The 13,908-nt window shown below is 70.3% G+C and carries 16 protein-coding genes, 1 tRNA gene, 1 pseudogene and 1 riboswitch; of the genes and pseudogenes, 6 read left to right on the forward strand and 12 right to left on the reverse strand.

All coding sequences use genetic code 11. The features are described 5' to 3' along the window. From BKE38_RS21405 to BKE38_RS21440, 8 genes are all read right to left on the reverse strand, one after another. The coding region (locus tag BKE38_RS21405; RefSeq protein ID WP_076959274.1) for a HesB/IscA family protein at nt 1-317 on the reverse strand (317 nt) is incomplete at its 3' end. A gap of 23 nt (nt 318-340) precedes the next feature. Continuing rightward, a complete protein-coding gene (locus BKE38_RS21410; RefSeq protein WP_076959275.1) occupies nt 341-775 on the reverse strand; it encodes an SUF system Fe-S cluster assembly protein in 435 nt (144 codons plus the stop codon). Beyond that, nucleotides 747-1,214 carry a Fe-S cluster assembly sulfur transfer protein SufU gene (gene sufU / locus BKE38_RS21415; RefSeq protein WP_076959276.1) on the reverse strand — a complete coding sequence of 156 codons (468 nt, stop codon included), beginning with the start codon at nt 1,212-1,214 and terminating at the stop codon, nt 747-749. Before sufU ends, BKE38_RS21410 begins: the two co-directional genes overlap by 29 nt. Continuing rightward, the gene (locus tag BKE38_RS21420) at nt 1,214-2,467 is read right to left on the reverse strand and encodes an aminotransferase class V-fold PLP-dependent enzyme (RefSeq protein WP_076959277.1); all 1,254 of its coding nucleotides are present in this window, start codon (nt 2,465-2,467) and stop codon (nt 1,214-1,216) included. Before BKE38_RS21420 ends, sufU begins: the two co-directional genes overlap by 1 nt. Beyond that, on the reverse strand, nt 2,467-3,765 hold the full coding sequence (sufD, locus tag BKE38_RS21425) for a Fe-S cluster assembly protein SufD (RefSeq protein ID WP_106409275.1): 1,299 nt from the start codon (nt 3,763-3,765) through the stop codon (nt 2,467-2,469). The genes BKE38_RS21420 and sufD overlap by 1 nt, the downstream gene beginning before the upstream one ends. Nucleotides 3,766-3,773: 8 nt before the next feature. Then, entirely contained in the window at nt 3,774-4,517 is a 744-nt protein-coding gene (gene sufC, locus BKE38_RS21430) for a Fe-S cluster assembly ATPase SufC (protein ID WP_076959279.1), read from the reverse strand. 104 nt (nt 4,518-4,621) lie between these two features. Then, the gene (gene sufB / locus BKE38_RS21435) at nt 4,622-6,121 is read right to left on the reverse strand and encodes a Fe-S cluster assembly protein SufB (RefSeq protein WP_076959280.1); all 1,500 of its coding nucleotides are present in this window, start codon (nt 6,119-6,121) and stop codon (nt 4,622-4,624) included. Nucleotides 6,122-6,132: 11 nt separating this feature from the next. After that, on the reverse strand, nt 6,133-6,636 hold the full coding sequence (locus BKE38_RS21440) for an SUF system Fe-S cluster assembly regulator (protein ID WP_076959281.1): 504 nt from the start codon (nt 6,634-6,636) through the stop codon (nt 6,133-6,135). 120 nt (nt 6,637-6,756) lie between these two features. Here BKE38_RS21440 and BKE38_RS21445 point away from each other — a divergent pair, with 120 nt between their 5' ends. Then, nucleotides 6,757-7,407 (forward strand): NUDIX domain-containing protein, encoded by a 651-nt coding sequence (locus BKE38_RS21445; RefSeq protein WP_076959282.1) that lies wholly within the window; start codon nt 6,757-6,759, stop codon nt 7,405-7,407. Nucleotides 7,408-7,453: 46 nt separating this feature from the next. On the opposite strand, the gene BKE38_RS21450 is transcribed toward BKE38_RS21445, so the two are convergent. After that, complete coding sequence (locus BKE38_RS21450; RefSeq protein ID WP_076959283.1) at nt 7,454-7,936, reverse strand: peroxiredoxin; 483 nt, start codon at nt 7,934-7,936, stop codon at nt 7,454-7,456. Nucleotides 7,937-8,039: 103 nt separating this feature from the next. On the opposite strand from BKE38_RS21450, the gene BKE38_RS21455 reads away from it, so the two are divergent. After that, on the forward strand, nt 8,040-8,675 hold the full coding sequence (locus BKE38_RS21455) for a YqgE/AlgH family protein (protein ID WP_083747746.1): 636 nt from the start codon (nt 8,040-8,042) through the stop codon (nt 8,673-8,675). 58 nt (nt 8,676-8,733) lie between these two features. On the opposite strand, the gene BKE38_RS21460 is transcribed toward BKE38_RS21455, so the two are convergent. After that, nucleotides 8,734-8,808 (reverse strand) — tRNA-Gly (locus BKE38_RS21460). A gap of 65 nt (nt 8,809-8,873) precedes the next feature. Further along, nucleotides 8,874-8,952: riboswitch (SAM riboswitch) on the forward strand. Between the two features lie 59 nt (nt 8,953-9,011). Here BKE38_RS21460 and metZ point away from each other — a divergent pair. From metZ to folE, 4 genes and pseudogenes are all read left to right on the forward strand, one after another. After that, a pseudogene (metZ, locus tag BKE38_RS21465) lies at nt 9,012-10,202 on the forward strand (O-succinylhomoserine sulfhydrylase); the annotation flags it as partial. Nucleotides 10,203-10,570: 368 nt separating this feature from the next. Next, the gene (locus BKE38_RS21470; protein ID WP_076959284.1) at nt 10,571-11,182 is read left to right on the forward strand and encodes a LysE family translocator; all 612 of its coding nucleotides are present in this window, start codon (nt 10,571-10,573) and stop codon (nt 11,180-11,182) included. 4 nt (nt 11,183-11,186) lie between these two features. Next, the gene (gene apaG / locus BKE38_RS21475; protein WP_076959285.1) at nt 11,187-11,597 is read left to right on the forward strand and encodes a Co2+/Mg2+ efflux protein ApaG; all 411 of its coding nucleotides are present in this window, start codon (nt 11,187-11,189) and stop codon (nt 11,595-11,597) included. Nucleotides 11,598-11,671: 74 nt separating this feature from the next. Then, a complete protein-coding gene (gene folE / locus BKE38_RS21480) occupies nt 11,672-12,355 on the forward strand; it encodes a GTP cyclohydrolase I FolE (RefSeq protein WP_076959301.1) in 684 nt (227 codons plus the stop codon). A gap of 190 nt (nt 12,356-12,545) precedes the next feature. On the opposite strand, the gene BKE38_RS21485 is transcribed toward folE, so the two are convergent. Next, nucleotides 12,546-13,100, reverse strand: a complete 555-nt coding sequence (locus tag BKE38_RS21485) for a hypothetical protein (protein ID WP_131829675.1) — start codon at nt 13,098-13,100, stop codon at nt 12,546-12,548. A gap of 54 nt (nt 13,101-13,154) precedes the next feature. Continuing rightward, nucleotides 13,155-13,823 (reverse strand): hypothetical protein, encoded by a 669-nt coding sequence (locus BKE38_RS21490; protein WP_076959287.1) that lies wholly within the window; start codon nt 13,821-13,823, stop codon nt 13,155-13,157. Between the last annotated feature and the right edge of the window lie 85 nt (nt 13,824-13,908).

A 13,908-nucleotide genomic window follows, 5' to 3' on the forward strand; every position in this document is an offset into this window, starting at 1 on the left:
AAGGTGAAGCCGGCCGACATGGCCTTGGCCTCGTAGTCCATCGTGGTGCCGATCAGGAACAGCGTCGCCTTGCGGTCGACCAGCAGGGTCAGGCCCTTGTCGGTCACCACCTCGTCCGTCGGCGCCGGGGCGTCGGCCCAGCCCAGGTCATAGGCCATGCCGGAGCAGCCGCGGGTGCGCACCGCGACGCGCAGCAGCTTGCCCGCCTGGCCGCCGGCATAGAGCGCGCGCAGCCGCTCGGCCGCGGCGTCCGACAGCTGCATCAGCGGCGGCAGGGCGCGGCGGGCGGGCGGGTTGGTGGTCTGGGTCGTGCTCATCCTGCTCTCCAGATGGCTCGGGCTCAGTACATGTTCAACGCCAGCCGGGCGTCCTCGCTCATGCGCGAGGGGTCCCAGGGCGGGTCCCAGACGATCTCGACGGCGACATCGGTGACGCCGGGCAGCAGGCGGATCGCCTCCTCCACCTGGCTCGGCAGCTCCTGCGCCGAGGGGCAGGAGGGCGTGGTCAGCGTCATCTCGACCTTGACCACCCCGTCATCGCCGAGCTCCAGCGCATAGATCAGGCCGAGCTCGTAGATGTTCACCGGGATCTCGGGGTCGTAGACGGTGGCGACCGCGCCGATCACCGCCTCCTCGGTCAGCGGCGGGGGCGTCGCGCCATCGGGCGTCCAGGCGCCATGCGTCGGCGACGCGGCGGGCGCGGGCACATCGGGCACCGGCACGGTCGCGCGCGGCAGGTTGTCGGCTTCACTCACTGCTCGCCTCCTTGCCGGCATTGTCCAGCGCGGTGTTCAGCGTGTGCCAGGCGAGCGTCGCGCATTTCACCCGGCTGGGGAATTCGGAGACGCCGCCCAGCACCTGCAGGCGCTCCATCTCCTCCTCGAGGCTGGCGCCGCAATCGGGGCAATGGCCCGTCATCGCCAGCTCGCGGAATCTCTCGCCCAACTCGCGGGCCTCGGCCTGGGTCTTGCCGCGCACCGTCTCGGTCATCAGGCTGGCGCTGGCCATGGAGATGGCGCAGCCCTTGCCCTGGAAGGCGACATCGTCCAGCCGGCCATCCCCGCCCAGCTTGACCCAGAGCTCCATGCGGTCGCCGCACATCGGGTTGTCGCCGCGGCCATGCCGGTCGGCATCGTCCAGGCGGCGGAAGTTCCGCGGCTTGCGGCCGTGGTCCAGGATCACTTCCTGGTAGAGATCGCGCAGATCGTCGAACATCAGCGAAAGAACTCCCGCGCCTTGCCCAGGGCCTCCGCCAGGAAGTCGACCTCCGCCTCGGTCGTGTAGAGGCCGAAGGAGGCCCGGCAGGTGCTCTCCACCCCAAATCGGGCGTGCAGCGGCTCGGCGCAATGGCGGCCCGAGCGGACCGCGATGCCGACGCGGTCCAGCAATGTCGCCAGGTCATGCGCATGGGCATTGTCGAGGGCGAAGGCGAAGACGCCGCCGCGATCCTGCGCCCGGCCCAGCAGCGTGATGCCGTCCAAGGTCGAGAAACGCGCCATGGCGCGATCGACCAGCCGCCGCTCATGCGCCTCGATGGCGGCCATGCCGATCGCCTCTACATAGTCGATGGCGGCATGCAGGCCGATGGCCTCGACGATCGGCGGCGTGCCGGCCTCGAAGCGCGCCGGGACCGGGGCCGGCAGGAAGCCGGCCAGCGTCACCTCGGCGATCATGTCGCCGCCGCCGAGGAAGGGCGGCATCTTTTCCAGCAGTTCCAGCCGGCCCCAGAGCACGCCGATGCCAGTCGGGCCGTAGAGCTTGTGGCCGGTGAAGACGTAGAAGTCGCAGTCCAGCGCCTGCATGTCGACGGCGCGGTGCACGGCGGCCTGGCTGCCGTCGAGCAGCAGCTTCGCACCCTTTTCATGCGCCATGCGGGCGATCTGCGCCGCCGGCGTCACCGTGCCCAGCACATTGGACATATGGGTGACCGCGACCAGCCCGACCTTGCCGTCCGCCAGCTTGGCGGCCAGGTCGTCGAGGTCGAGCTCGCCGGCATCGGTGACGCGGCAGATGCGCAGTTCGATCCCCGTCCGGTCGCGCAGCATGAACCAGGGGACGAGGTTGGCATGGTGCTCCATCTCGGAGACCACCACCGCCTGGCCCGGCTTCAGCAGGCTGCCATAGCTGTGCGCGACCAGGTTGATCGCCGCCGTCGAGGACGACGCGAAGACGATCTCCCTTTCAGAAGCCGCCTTCAGGAAGCGCGCGACGGCGCCGCGGGCCGCCTCATAGGCCGCCGTGGCGCTCTCCGACAGGAAATAGGCGCCGCGATGGACATTGGCGTAGCCGGTCTCCTGCAGCCGGCTCATCGCCTCGATCACCTGGCGCGGCTTCTGAGCCGAGGCGCCGGAATCGAGGAAGACCAGATCCTTGCCACGGATCTTCTGCGACAGGATCGGGAAGTCCGCGCGGATGCGGGCGAGGTCGAAGACCCCTGCCCGCTCGCCGGCGACCGCCGCCGCCTCCATCACGCCAGCCGCTCCCAGGAGCCGGCCACCACCTCGGCCAAAGCGGCGCGGGCGGCCTCGTCGGCGACGCCCTCGACGGCCTCGAGAAGAAAGGCCTCGATCAGCATGGAGCGGGCGACGCCTTCCGGGATGCCGCGGGCGCGGAGATAGAAGAGCTGGCTCTCGTCCAGCTCGCCGACCGTCGCGCCATGGCTGCACTTCACGTCGTCGGCGTAGATCTCCAGCTGCGGCTTGCTGTCGATCTCGGCCTGGTCGGACAGCAGCAGCGCCTGGTTCATCTGGTAGCCGTCGGTGCGCTGGGCGACCTGGTGGACGTGGATCTTGCCCTGGAAGACGCCGCGCGACTTGCCGGCCAGCACCGTCTTCACCGTCTGGCGGCTCGGGCAATCCGGCGCCGCATGGTCGAGGAAGGTGGTGCAGTCGCCATGCTGCCCGTCGCCCAGCAGCTGGGCGCCGTTCAGATGCGCCGCCGCCCTGGGACCGGCCAGCGTGACATGCGCTTCCGAGCGCGACAGCCGGGCGCCGGCATGCAGCAGGAAGCTGTCATAGGTGCCGCTGGCCTTGACGCGGGCGAAGGTGGTGGCCAGGTGCAGCCCGGCGCGGCCTTCCTGCTGCAGCCGGGCATGGGTGACATGGGCGTCCTCGCCCACGACGAATTCCCAGACCGGGCTGTGCAGGTAGCGGCCCTCGCCCTCGGCCGGGTCCTGCTCGGCGCTCCAGGCGCGCTCGATCAGCACCAGCCTGGCCCCGGCGGCCAGCCGCACCAGGTGGCGCGGATGCGCGGCGACCGGACGGCCGGCGGAGGTCACCGACAGGATTTCCACCACCCCGCCATCGACGCCCTCGCCCAGGTCGATCAGCGCGCCGTCCTCGAACAGGGCGGTGTTCAGCGCGACCAGCGGCAGGTCGTCGATGCGGGCGATGCTGCCCAGCAGCCCCTCGGCCTCCGGCAGATGCCGGGCCAGGCTGCGCGCCGGCGAGCCCTCATCCGACAGATCCTCGCGGAAGCGGCCGTCGACGAAGACCAGCCGCTTCGGCGCGGCGCTGCGCGGCAGAACCAGGGCACCGTCGACGGGCGTCAGCGGCTCGCCGAAGCCGGCCTGGGTCAGCGGGGCGAGATCGGTGTAGCGCCAGGCTTCGACCTTGCGGGTCGGGAAGCCCTGGGCGCGGAAGGCCTCGGCGGCGCGGGCGCGCAAGCTCGCCAGCCAGGGCAGGCCCTGGCCGGGCAGCCGCTCGCGCAGCCCCTCGAAACGATGCAGGAAGCCGGCAGCCCCCGCTTCGGAAGCATTGTGTTCCATCAGGGCATTCATGCCGCCTGCACCGAGCCGTAGCCCGAGGCCTCCAGCTGATGCGCCAACTCCGGACCGCCGGTCTGCACGATGCGGCCGCCCATCAGGACATGCACCTTGTCGGGGACGATATAGTCGAGCAGGCGCTGGTAGTGGGTGATCACCAGCGAGGAGAAGGCCGGGCCGCGCATGGCGTTGACGCCGTCGGCCACGATCTTCAGCGCATCGATGTCGAGGCCGGAATCGGTCTCGTCCAGGATGGCCATGCCCGGGTTGAGCAGCGCCATCTGCAGCACCTCGTTGCGCTTCTTCTCGCCGCCGGAGAAGCCCACATTGACGCCGCGCTTCAGCATGTCCTCGGGCATCGACAGCGCCTTCATGCGGGCGCGCGCCACCTTGAGGAACTGCATCGCGTCCAGCTCCGGCTCGCCCTTGGAGCGGCGGATGGCGTTCAGCGCGGTGCGCAGGAAATTCGCGTTGCCGACGCCCGGCAGCTCGACCGGATACTGGAAGGCGAGGAACAGGCCGGCGGCCGCGCGCTCCTCCGGCTCCATCGCCAGCAGGTCCTGGCCGTGGAAGGAGACGGCGCCGCCGGTGATCTCATAGCCCTCGCGCCCGGCGAGGACATAGGACAGCGTCGACTTGCCCGAGCCGTTGGGGCCCATGATGGCGTGGATCTCGCCGGCCGGCACCTCGAGGTCGATCCCCTTGAGGATCTCCTTGCCCTCGACCTCGGCCCGCAGCCCTTCAATCTTCAGCATCTTTTTTTCCAACCCGTCCTCGAAGGGGGCGCTGGCGGGCGCCGCCTGTCGTCATCTACGTCTGTGTCGAACGGCGCAGGGGGCGCCGGGAAATCCTGGTGGCGTCAGCCCACCGAGCCTTCGAGGCTGATCTGCAGCAGCTTCTGGGCCTCGACGGCGAATTCCATCGGCAGCTCCTTCAGCACCTCGCGGCAGAAGCCGTTGACGATCAGCCCGACCGCATCCTCCTGCGACAGCCCGCGCTGGCGGCAGTAGAAGAGCTGGTCCTCGGCGATGCGGCTGGTCGTCGCCTCGTGCTCGACCTTGGCGGTTATGCAGCGGTTCTCGATGTAAGGCACGGTGTGCGCCCCACACTGGTCGCCAATGAGCAAAGAGTCGCACTGGGTGAAGTTGCGGGCGCCGGTCGCCTTCGGGCTGATCTTGACCAGGCCGCGATAGGTGTTCTGGCCCTGCCCGGCGCTGATGCCCTTGGAGATGATCGTCGAGCGCGTCCGCGGCCCGATATGGAACATCTTCGTCCCGGTATCGGCCTGCTGCCAATTATTCGTAATCGCCACGCTGTAGAACTCGCCGACGGAATCCTCGCCGAGCAACAGACAAGAGGGATACTTCCAGGTGATGGCGGAGCCGGTCTCGACCTGGGTCCAGCTGATCTTCGACCGCGCGCCGCGGCAGGCGCCGCGCTTGGTGACGAAGTTGTAGATGCCGCCCTTGCCGTTCTCGTCGCCCGGGTACCAGTTCTGCACCGTGCTGTACTTGATCGAGGCGTCGTCCAGCGCCACCAGCTCGACCACCGCGGCATGCAGCTGGTTCTCGTCGCGCATCGGCGCCGTGCAGCCCTCCAGATAGGAGACGCTGGCGCGCTCGTCGGCGATGATCAGCGTGCGCTCGAACTGCCCGGTGCTCTTCGCGTTGATGCGGAAATAGGTCGACAGCTCCATCGGGCACTTCACGCCCTTGGGGATGTAGACGAAGCTGCCATCGGTGAAGACGGCGCTGTTCAGGGCGGCGAAGAAATTGTCGCCCTGCGGCACCACGGAGCCGAGATACTGCCGCACCAGCTCCGGATGCTCGCGCACCGCCTCGGAAATGGCACAGAAGATGATGCCTTCCTTGGCGAGGCGGTCCTTGTAGGAGGTCGCGACCGAGACGCTGTCGAAGACCGCATCCACCGCGATCGGCATCCGCCCGCCCTCGGCCGGGGTGTCGCCGGCGCCTTCGACGCCGGCCAGGATCGCCTGCTCCTTCAGCGGGATGCCGAGCTTCTCATAGGTGCGCAGCAGCTCGGGATCGACTTCGTCGAGCGACTTCGGCCCCGCCTTCTTCACCGGCGCCGCGTAGTAATAGGCGTCCTGGTAGTCGATCGGCGGATACTTCACCGCCGGCCAGGTCGGCTCCACCATGGTCTTCCACAGCGCGAAGGCCTTCAGCCGCCATTCCAGCAGCCAGGCCGGCTCTTCCTTCTTCGCGCTGATGAAGCGGACGATGTCCTCGTTCAGCCCTTTCGGGGCGAACTCCATGTCGATCTCGGTCTCGAAGCCATACTTGTAGGCTCCCTGGGTGACCGACTGGACGGCGTCGATGGTCTCGGTGACGGCAGGCATGGCAGGGGATCCTACTCGGCAGCAGGCTGAAGCGCCGGCTTGGCGCGGGTGGGGTTCGTCGCAGTGGCGTTCGTCGCCGGGCGCGGGGCAGCGTGCCCGGCGCAGCTCGCGCTGCGCGGCCCGGCCAGATCGGCCAGGCTAATGGCGGAAAGGGCGGCGCGAATCGCCTGGTTCACCGGGTCCCAGCGGCCGCGCACGGGGCACAGCGTCTCCGTCTCGCAGCCGCCGGTGGCGCCGTCGACGCAGGCCGTCAGCGCGATCGGGCCGTCGATGGCCACGATCACCTCGGACAGCGGGATGCCGGCCAGCGGGCGGGCCAGGCGATACCCGCCACGGGCGCCGCGCAGGCCTTCGACCAGACCGGCATGGCCCAGCGCTTTCAGCACCTTGGCCACCGTCGGCTCGGCGATGCCGCTGCTGGCGGCGAGCCCGGGCGCGGTCTGCACGCCCCCCTCGGCCTCCAGCCGCGCCAGCACGACGACGGCGTAATCGGTGAGTTTCGACAGCCGCAACACGCGGACCTCTCTTCAAATCGGACCTGTGTTGTCCGCTTTCGGGCAGATGCTCTCCCGCCCCCGGCTTGTCAAGAACGTGCCATCTTTCCGGGTGACGCGCCGGGTGCAACCCTGCACCGCATGGTCACCTCAGCGCTGCGCCCCCCTGCCCGAGTCCATCCCCGCGACGCCGCCACGCTGATCCTGTGGCGCCGCCGGCACGACGGCACGGTCGAGATCCTGACCGGGCAGCGCCATGCCGGGCTGCGCTTCATGCCCAACCGCCTGGTCTTCCCCGGCGGCCGCGTCGACTTCGCCGACCGCGCCGCACCGGCCGCGACCGAGCTTCGCCCCGAGACCCGGGCCTTCCTGGAGCGCCGCGCGCCGCCCCGCCTGGCACGCGCCCTGGCCATCGCCGCGGCCCGCGAATTGGAGGAGGAGACCGGGCTGACCCTGGGCGGCGCCCTGCCGAACCTCGACGCGCTGGATTACCTCTGCCGCGCGGTCACACCGGCGACCAACCCGATCCGCTTCAACGCCCGCTTCCTGATCGCGCCGGCCGACGCCGCGCAAGGGACCATCACGGGGTCAGGGGAACTCGAGCAGCTGGAATACCGGGACCTCGAGCTGCTGCGGTCGCTGCCCGTCGCGCCGATCACGGGGAAGGTGCTCACCGAATTCCACGCCTGGCTCGGGATGTCCCCGGACGAAAGGGACAACCGGGACCTCATCTGGTTCGCCGGGCGGGACAACCGGCGCAGCGAGAAAAAGCAAGAAAGCCCGGGGGAATGAATTCCCCCGGACCCCCTTCTCTTTCTGTCAGTGAAGACAGAACAGCTCAGAGCGCGGCGAGGATCGCCTCGCCACCCGACACCTCGAAGGCGCCCGGGGCCTCGACGGCCACATGCGTGACCTTGCCGTCCTTCGCCACCAGGGCGAAACGCTGGCAGCGCACGCCCAGGCCGCGCGCGGTCAGGTCCAGCTCAAGGCCCAGCGCCTTGGTCAGCGCCGCCGATCCATCGGCCAGCATGACCACCCGGTCCTCGACGCCCTGGTCCTTGGCCCAGGCCTGCATCACGAAAGGATCGTTGACCGCCATGCAGGCGACGGTGTCGACGCCCTTGGCCTTCAGCGCATCGATGTTGGTCAGGTAGCTCGGCATGTGCTTGGCCGAGCAGGTCGGCGTGAAAGCGCCGGGGACGCCGAACAGCACGACGGTCTTGCCGCCGAACAGGGCCTCGGTCGCCAGCTCGCGCGGGCCCTCGGCCGTCGCCTGGGTCAGCTTCTGGGCGGGAATGGTCTCGCCGGCCTGAATGGTCATCTGGGCGTCCTCCGGTTGGGGGCTACCGCTTTCCGACGCGTTGCACGCCCTGTCAACCGCGGCGCTTGCGCGCCCCGCCCGCCGCCGCCATCTTGCATTCATCATGGCACGCCGCGCACGCGAGGATGAATTTCCGGAAGCCTTCCGCCAGCCCCCGAAAGGCGAGCTGCGCGGCGGATTCCAGGCCGGCTACCTCGGCGGGCAGCTGCTCGTCGCCATGCCCGGGCTGCAGGACCCGCGCTTCGCCCGCTCGGTGATCTGCCTCTGCGCCCATTCGGCCGACGGCGCCATGGGCATCGTCCTGAACAAGCCGCTCGACAACCTGTCCTTCGAGGAGCTGCTGAAGCAGCTCGAGGTCAGCCCGGCGCCACCCCAGCGCCAGATCCGCCTGATGGCCGGCGGCCCGGTCGAGGGCGGCCGCGGCTTCGTCCTGCACACCACGGATTGGTCCAGCGAAGGCAGCCTGCAGGTGACCGGCGACCTGGCCCTGACCGCCAGCGTCGACATCCTGAAGGCCATCGCCGGCGGCGGCGGCCCGCGCCTCGGCCTGCTGGCGCTGGGCTATGCCGGCTGGGGGCCCGGCCAGCTGGAAGACGAGATCCACCGCAATTCCTGGCTGAACGTGCCGGCCGATGAAAGCCTGCTGTTCAACGAGCCGCCCGACGACAAATGGCGCCGGGCCCTGGCCAAGCTGCGCGTCGACCCGCTGCTGCTCTCGGGCGTCGCCGGCCACGCCTGAGGCGCATCGCGCAGGCCATCGGCCTGCTGCGTCACGCCGGGATGTCGATCGGGGAAAATGGAGCGGGCGATGGGAATTGAACCCACGACATTCAGCTTGGGAAGCTGACGTTCTACCTCTGAACTACGCCCGCGTCGCAGCATCCTTAGCCCACCCTTGTAAGGGTCGCAAGCGGGGCGTAAGGTCCGCTCGCCTCGGCGACGGGGTGCTCGCGATTTGTCCGGCCAGCTTGCGGCGAGCCTAAACAACCGCGCTAAACGGCCGTGGCGGAAGCGCGCGCCTGCCTGCTTTCCGCCCGACCGGGCCGGGTGAATTTTGACCCGAGAGTCCCGCCCGATGGCCAAGCCCGCAACCGACCGTCCGCTGCGCCCCGCCACCCAGCTCGTCCGCGGCGGGCAGATGCGCAGCAATTTCGACGAGACCTCGGAAGCGCTCTACCTCACCTCGGGCTTCGTCTATGACAGCGCCCAGCAGGCCGAGCAGACCTTCACCGGCGAGGTCAGCCACTTCCAGTATTCCCGCTTCGGCAACCCGACGGTGCAGATGCTCGAAGGGCGCTTGGCCGCCCTCGAAGGCGCCGAGGCCTGCCGCGCGACGCCCACCGGCATGGCCGCCGTCCATGGCGCGCTGCTGTCGCATCTGAAGACCGGCGACCGCGTCGTCGCCGCCCGCGCCCTGTTCGGCTCCTGCCACTGGATCGTCTCCACCCTGCTGCCGCGCTACGGCATCGAGGCCGAGTTCGTCGACGGCGCCGACCTGGAGCAGTGGAAGGCCGCCTTCCGCCGCCCCTGCCAGCTGGTGCTGCTGGAGACGCCGTCGAACCCGATGCTGGAGCTGGTCGACCTCAAGGCCGTCTGCGACCTGGCGCATGAGGCCGGCGCCATCGTCGTGGTCGACAATGTCTTCGCCACCCCCCTGCTGCAGAAGCCGATGAAGTTCGGCGCCGATGTCGTGGTCTATTCGGCGACCAAGCATTTCGACGGCCAGGGCCGCGTGCTCGGCGGCGCCGTGCTCGGCAGCAAGAAGTGGGTGGAGGAGGTGCTGCAGCCCTTCCTGCGCAACACCGGCGCCTCGATCTCGCCCTTCAACGCCTGGGTCATCCTGAAGGGGCTGGAGACGCTGCACCTGCGCGTCCAGGCCATGTGCCGCAGCGCGAACGCCATCGCCCAGATGCTGGAGGAGCGGGCCGAGGTCGCCCGCGTCTGCTACCCCTATCTGCCCAGCCACCCGCAATACGCGCTCGCCAAGCAGCAGATGTCGGCCGGCGGCACGCTGGTCAGCTTCGAGCTGAAGGGCGGCAAGGAGGCGGCCTTCCGCTTCATGGACGCGCTGCGGGTCGTCGACATCTCCAACAACCTCGGCGATTCGAAGTCGATGATCACCCATCCGGCGACCACGACGCATATGCGCGTGCCGGCGGAGGATCGCGCCAAGCTCGGCATCGGCGACGGCGCGGTGCGGCTGTCGGTCGGGCTCGAGGACGTCGAGGACCTGGTCGACGACATCGCCGCCGCCCTCGACGCGGTCGCCGGCAACCCGGCGCCGAAGAAGAAGCCGCTGGCCCGCATGGTCGCCGAGGAGACGGTGGCCCCCGCCAAGGCCGCGGCCAAGGCTGCTCCGGTGAAGGCCGCTCCGGCGAAGGCGGCCCCGGCCAAGCCGGCACCGAAGAAGCAGGCTGCCGCCCCGGCGGAAGCTCCCGCGAAGGTCAAGCCCGCCAAGCCGGCCGAGCTCGACCTCTTCGAGGCCCCGGCCGCCGGCGGCAAGGCCCCGCGCAGCAAGAAGCGCTGATCCGGGCCAGCTGAGGCAGCCTCCCCCTCGACGGCCCGGTGGCGGCGGCGCAAACTCGCCGCCCCCGCTTTGGGCGCTCGCCTGACGGGGACGGAGGAACACAGCGCATGCCGCTCGAGACCTGGATCGCCTTTCTCGCCGCGGCCGCGGTGGTGCTCGCCATCCCCGGCCCGACCATCCTGCTGGTGATCGGCCAGTCGCTGGGCGGCGGCCGCCGCGCCGCCCTGCCGCTGGTGGCCGGCGTCGCCGCCGGCGACCTGACCGCCATGACCCTGTCGCTGGCCGGCCTCGGCGCGCTGCTGGCGACCTCGGCGGCGCTGTTCACCGCGCTGAAATGGGCGGGCGCGGCCTATCTGGTCTGGCTCGGCGTCAAGCTGTGGCGCGCCCCCGTGGAGGGCGCCACAGTGCCGCTGGGCGCCCACGCCGCCTGGCGCCAGGCCTTCCTGGTCACCGCGCTGAACCCGAAGTCGATCGCCTTCTTCGTGGCCTTCGTGCCGCAGTTCATCGACCCGGCCCTGCCCTTCCTGCCGCAGGCCATGGTGCTGGTTGCCACCTTCGTCTCCATGGCGGCGCTGAACGCCCTGCTCTACGCCGTCGCCGCCACCCGGCTGTCCGGCGCGGTGCAGCGCCCCTCGGTGCGGCGGATCCTGAACCGCACCGGCGGCGGCATGCTGGTCGGCGCCGGCCTGGCCACCGCGGCGATGCGCCGGGCGGGCTGAGCGGATGACCCAGCCGCCCGTCTTCACCGCCACCACTCGCGAGATCCGCGTTTCGGTGCGCGCCTTCTTCCTGGAAGACCAGTCCAACCCGGAGCAGTCCCATTTCGTCTGGGCCTATCGGGTGACCATCGAGAATCTCGGCACGCTGACGGTGCAGCTGCTGAAGCGCAGCTGGCAGATCACCGACGCGCATGGCCGGATGCAGCAGGTGCACGGCCCCGGCGTGGTCGGCGAGCAGCCGGTGCTCGAGGCGGGGGAGAGCTTCGAATACACCTCCGGCACGCCGCTCTCGACGCCGTCCGGCTTCATGCGCGGCGCCTACCACATGGTCGAGCGTGACAGCGGGGAGGCCTTCGACATCGCCATCCCCGCCTTCAGCCTGGACAGCCCGCACCAGTCCGGCGGGGTGCATTAGCGGCGGCTTCTGCAATTCTGCGGAAGCAGGGCTGCAGCATTGCCCATTGATGAAACCGGGGGATGCGCCATGTCATGCGGCGCGTGCCCGCCCCGGAACCGATCGGAACACTGCCCGTGAACCTGCCCCTGCCGACCGCCGCCAAGCTGGCCAAGCCTGACCTCACCGCCGAGCGGCCCTCGCGCGCCGAGGCGGAAGCGGCGATCCGCACCCTGCTGCTCTGGGCCGGCGACGATCCGGAGCGCGAGGGGCTGCTCGACACCCCCGCCCGCGTCGCCCGCGCCTATGAGGAGTTCTTCTCCGGCTACAAGGAGGACCCGATGGCCCTCCTCGCCCGCTCCTTCGAGGAGACGGACGGCTACGACGAGATGGTCGTGCTGCGCGACATCCGGCTGGAGAGCCATTGCGAGCACCACATGGTCCCGATCATCGGCCGGGTGCACGTCGCCTATCTGCCGAAGGACCGGGTGGTCGGCATCAGCAAGCTGGCCCGGGTGGTCGAGGCCTATGCCCGCCGCCTGCAGATCCAGGAGAAGCTGACGGCGCAGATCGCCAACTGCATCCAGGAAACGCTGCAGCCGCGCGGCGTCGCCGTGGTGATCGAGGCCGCGCACCAGTGCATGACGACGCGCGGCGTGCACAAGCCGGGCGTCACCATGATGACCAGCCGCATGCTGGGCGAGTTCCGCGAGGATGCCGGCCTGCGCCGCGAGTTCCTGGCGCTGGTGAAGAACGGGGCGCCTGCCCCCGAGGCCTGAAGCCTTTACAAAATAAAGGCAGGCAAAGGCGAGGGGCTCCGCCCCTCGACCCCGCCGGGGTGATAGTATCACCCCGGACCCCGCCATCTGTTGGCACCTTGAGGCCTGAGGCGGGACTCAAAACGAATGTGGGGGCCTGGGGGCATCCAATGCCCCCAGCTGCTCCTCTTGAACAGCCTCGCTTCGCTTGCTACCGCGGCGGCCGCAATCCCGCCGCCAGGGTCGCCCAGCGCTGCCGCGGCGCCGGGCTTTCGGTCGACTGGCAGAACAGCGTCGTCCGGCCCGGCGGCGTTTCCAGCACGTAGAGCGACATCGGCATCGCCCCGTCGGTGGTGGCGCTGCCGCCGATCGCCTCACCCGCCGTGAAGCGGCGCGCCGGGGCGCCATTGCCCTGCGGCAGGCGGCGGCCGAGCTCGGCGCGCCAAGCGTCGGTGTCGACGGTGGTGCGCAGCGCTTCCGGTGCCGGGCGGGCGCCGCGACGCGCGGCATAGATCACCCGGCAGGCAGCCTGGCCCTGGAAGGCGATGTTGATCTGAACGTCGCCGGACATCGGCTCCACCACCTCGCCGGTGAAGCCGGGCGGCAGGGCTACGGCCAGGCCGGTGCCGGCATGGCGCACCAGCCGCTCGGGCGGCGGCGGGTCGGCGGCGAGCGCGGCCGTCCCCCAGGCCAGACCACACAAGGAAAGAATCGCCGCCTGACGCATGCCGCCCTGCCCTCTGCCGATGCCGGCCTGGGCTAGCATGCAAGACCGCCCTTCCCGGCATCGCAAGAGCGCGATTCCGGGAAGGGCACCGTCTCAGCTCCCGGGGCGGACCAGGTTCTCCTGCTGCACCGGGACGGGCAGCGGGGCGGCGGGCGCGCCGCTCATGATCCAGTCGCGCAGGTTGCGGCGCAGCTGGAACTCGAACTCGACATTCAGGTCGTCCACCGCCTGGCGCACGATGGTGTCGGCGGCGCGCGCCCGGCTGGCCGGCCCCTCGTCGATCACCGTGGCGTTGCGGCGCACCTCGGCCTCGGCGAAGCCGACGCGGCGGCCGTCATTGCCCAGCACCTCGACCCGGGTGCGGATGGCGACCGTCAGCCGCTCGGTGCGCTGCGAGAACAGCCCGCCGGCGCTGGCCGGCTCGCGGATCAGCGTGGCGCCGTCGACCAGGAAGCGGGCGCGGCCGCTGGTGCCGACCGGGACCAGGCGCTCGCGCCCCATCCGCGCCGCGAGCTCGGCCGGCAGCAGCGGCGCCGGCGGATCGGCGCGCATCGGACCGGGCTCGACCACCTCGATGTCCAGCACGTTCAGCTGCAGCGGCGTCAGGTGGCGATAGCCCGGCGGCGGCTGCAGCGCCGGCTGGGCGTCGCCGCCGGCGCAGGCGGCCAGCAGCGGCAGCAGCGCCAGGCCGGCCAGCAGCCCGCGCCGCCGGGTCAGCGCCGCGAAGGTCCCGGCTTCAACATGGCCGATCCGCTTGGTCATACCCCGAACTCCCCCTTCGCGGGCGGCAAGGCTTCTGCCTGCCGCCCCCCTGTCCCAACACGTGCAACACGCTCGCTGTGGGTCG

The sequence above is a fragment of the Teichococcus deserti genome (assembly GCF_001982615.1).
Lineage (GTDB): Bacteria > Pseudomonadota > Alphaproteobacteria > Acetobacterales > Acetobacteraceae > Pseudoroseomonas > Pseudoroseomonas deserti.

Coding starts and splice junctions, on each gene's coding strand:
- BKE38_RS21410 (WP_076959275.1), bottom strand. CDS start 775: ATGCCGGCAAGGAGGCGAGCAGTGAGTGAAGCCGACAACCTGCCGCGC.
- sufU (WP_076959276.1), bottom strand. CDS start 1,214: ATGTTCGACGATCTGCGCGATCTCTACCAGGAAGTGATCCTGGACCAC.
- BKE38_RS21420 (WP_076959277.1), bottom strand. CDS start 2,467: ATGGAGGCGGCGGCGGTCGCCGGCGAGCGGGCAGGGGTCTTCGACCTC.
- sufD (WP_106409275.1), bottom strand. CDS start 3,765: ATGGAACACAATGCTTCCGAAGCGGGGGCTGCCGGCTTCCTGCATCGT.
- sufC (WP_076959279.1), bottom strand. CDS start 4,517: ATGCTGAAGATTGAAGGGCTGCGGGCCGAGGTCGAGGGCAAGGAGATC.
- sufB (WP_076959280.1), bottom strand. CDS start 6,121: ATGCCTGCCGTCACCGAGACCATCGACGCCGTCCAGTCGGTCACCCAG.
- BKE38_RS21445 (WP_076959282.1), top strand. CDS start 6,757: ATGGTCACCTCAGCGCTGCGCCCCCCTGCCCGAGTCCATCCCCGCGAC.
- BKE38_RS21450 (WP_076959283.1), bottom strand. CDS start 7,936: ATGACCATTCAGGCCGGCGAGACCATTCCCGCCCAGAAGCTGACCCAG.
- BKE38_RS21455 (WP_083747746.1), top strand. CDS start 8,040: ATGGCACGCCGCGCACGCGAGGATGAATTTCCGGAAGCCTTCCGCCAG.
- BKE38_RS21470 (WP_076959284.1), top strand. CDS start 10,571: ATGCCGCTCGAGACCTGGATCGCCTTTCTCGCCGCGGCCGCGGTGGTG.
- apaG (WP_076959285.1), top strand. CDS start 11,187: ATGACCCAGCCGCCCGTCTTCACCGCCACCACTCGCGAGATCCGCGTT.
- folE (WP_076959301.1), top strand. CDS start 11,672: ATGCGGCGCGTGCCCGCCCCGGAACCGATCGGAACACTGCCCGTGAAC.
- BKE38_RS21485 (WP_131829675.1), bottom strand. CDS start 13,100: ATGCTAGCCCAGGCCGGCATCGGCAGAGGGCAGGGCGGCATGCGTCAG.
- BKE38_RS21490 (WP_076959287.1), bottom strand. CDS start 13,823: ATGACCAAGCGGATCGGCCATGTTGAAGCCGGGACCTTCGCGGCGCTG.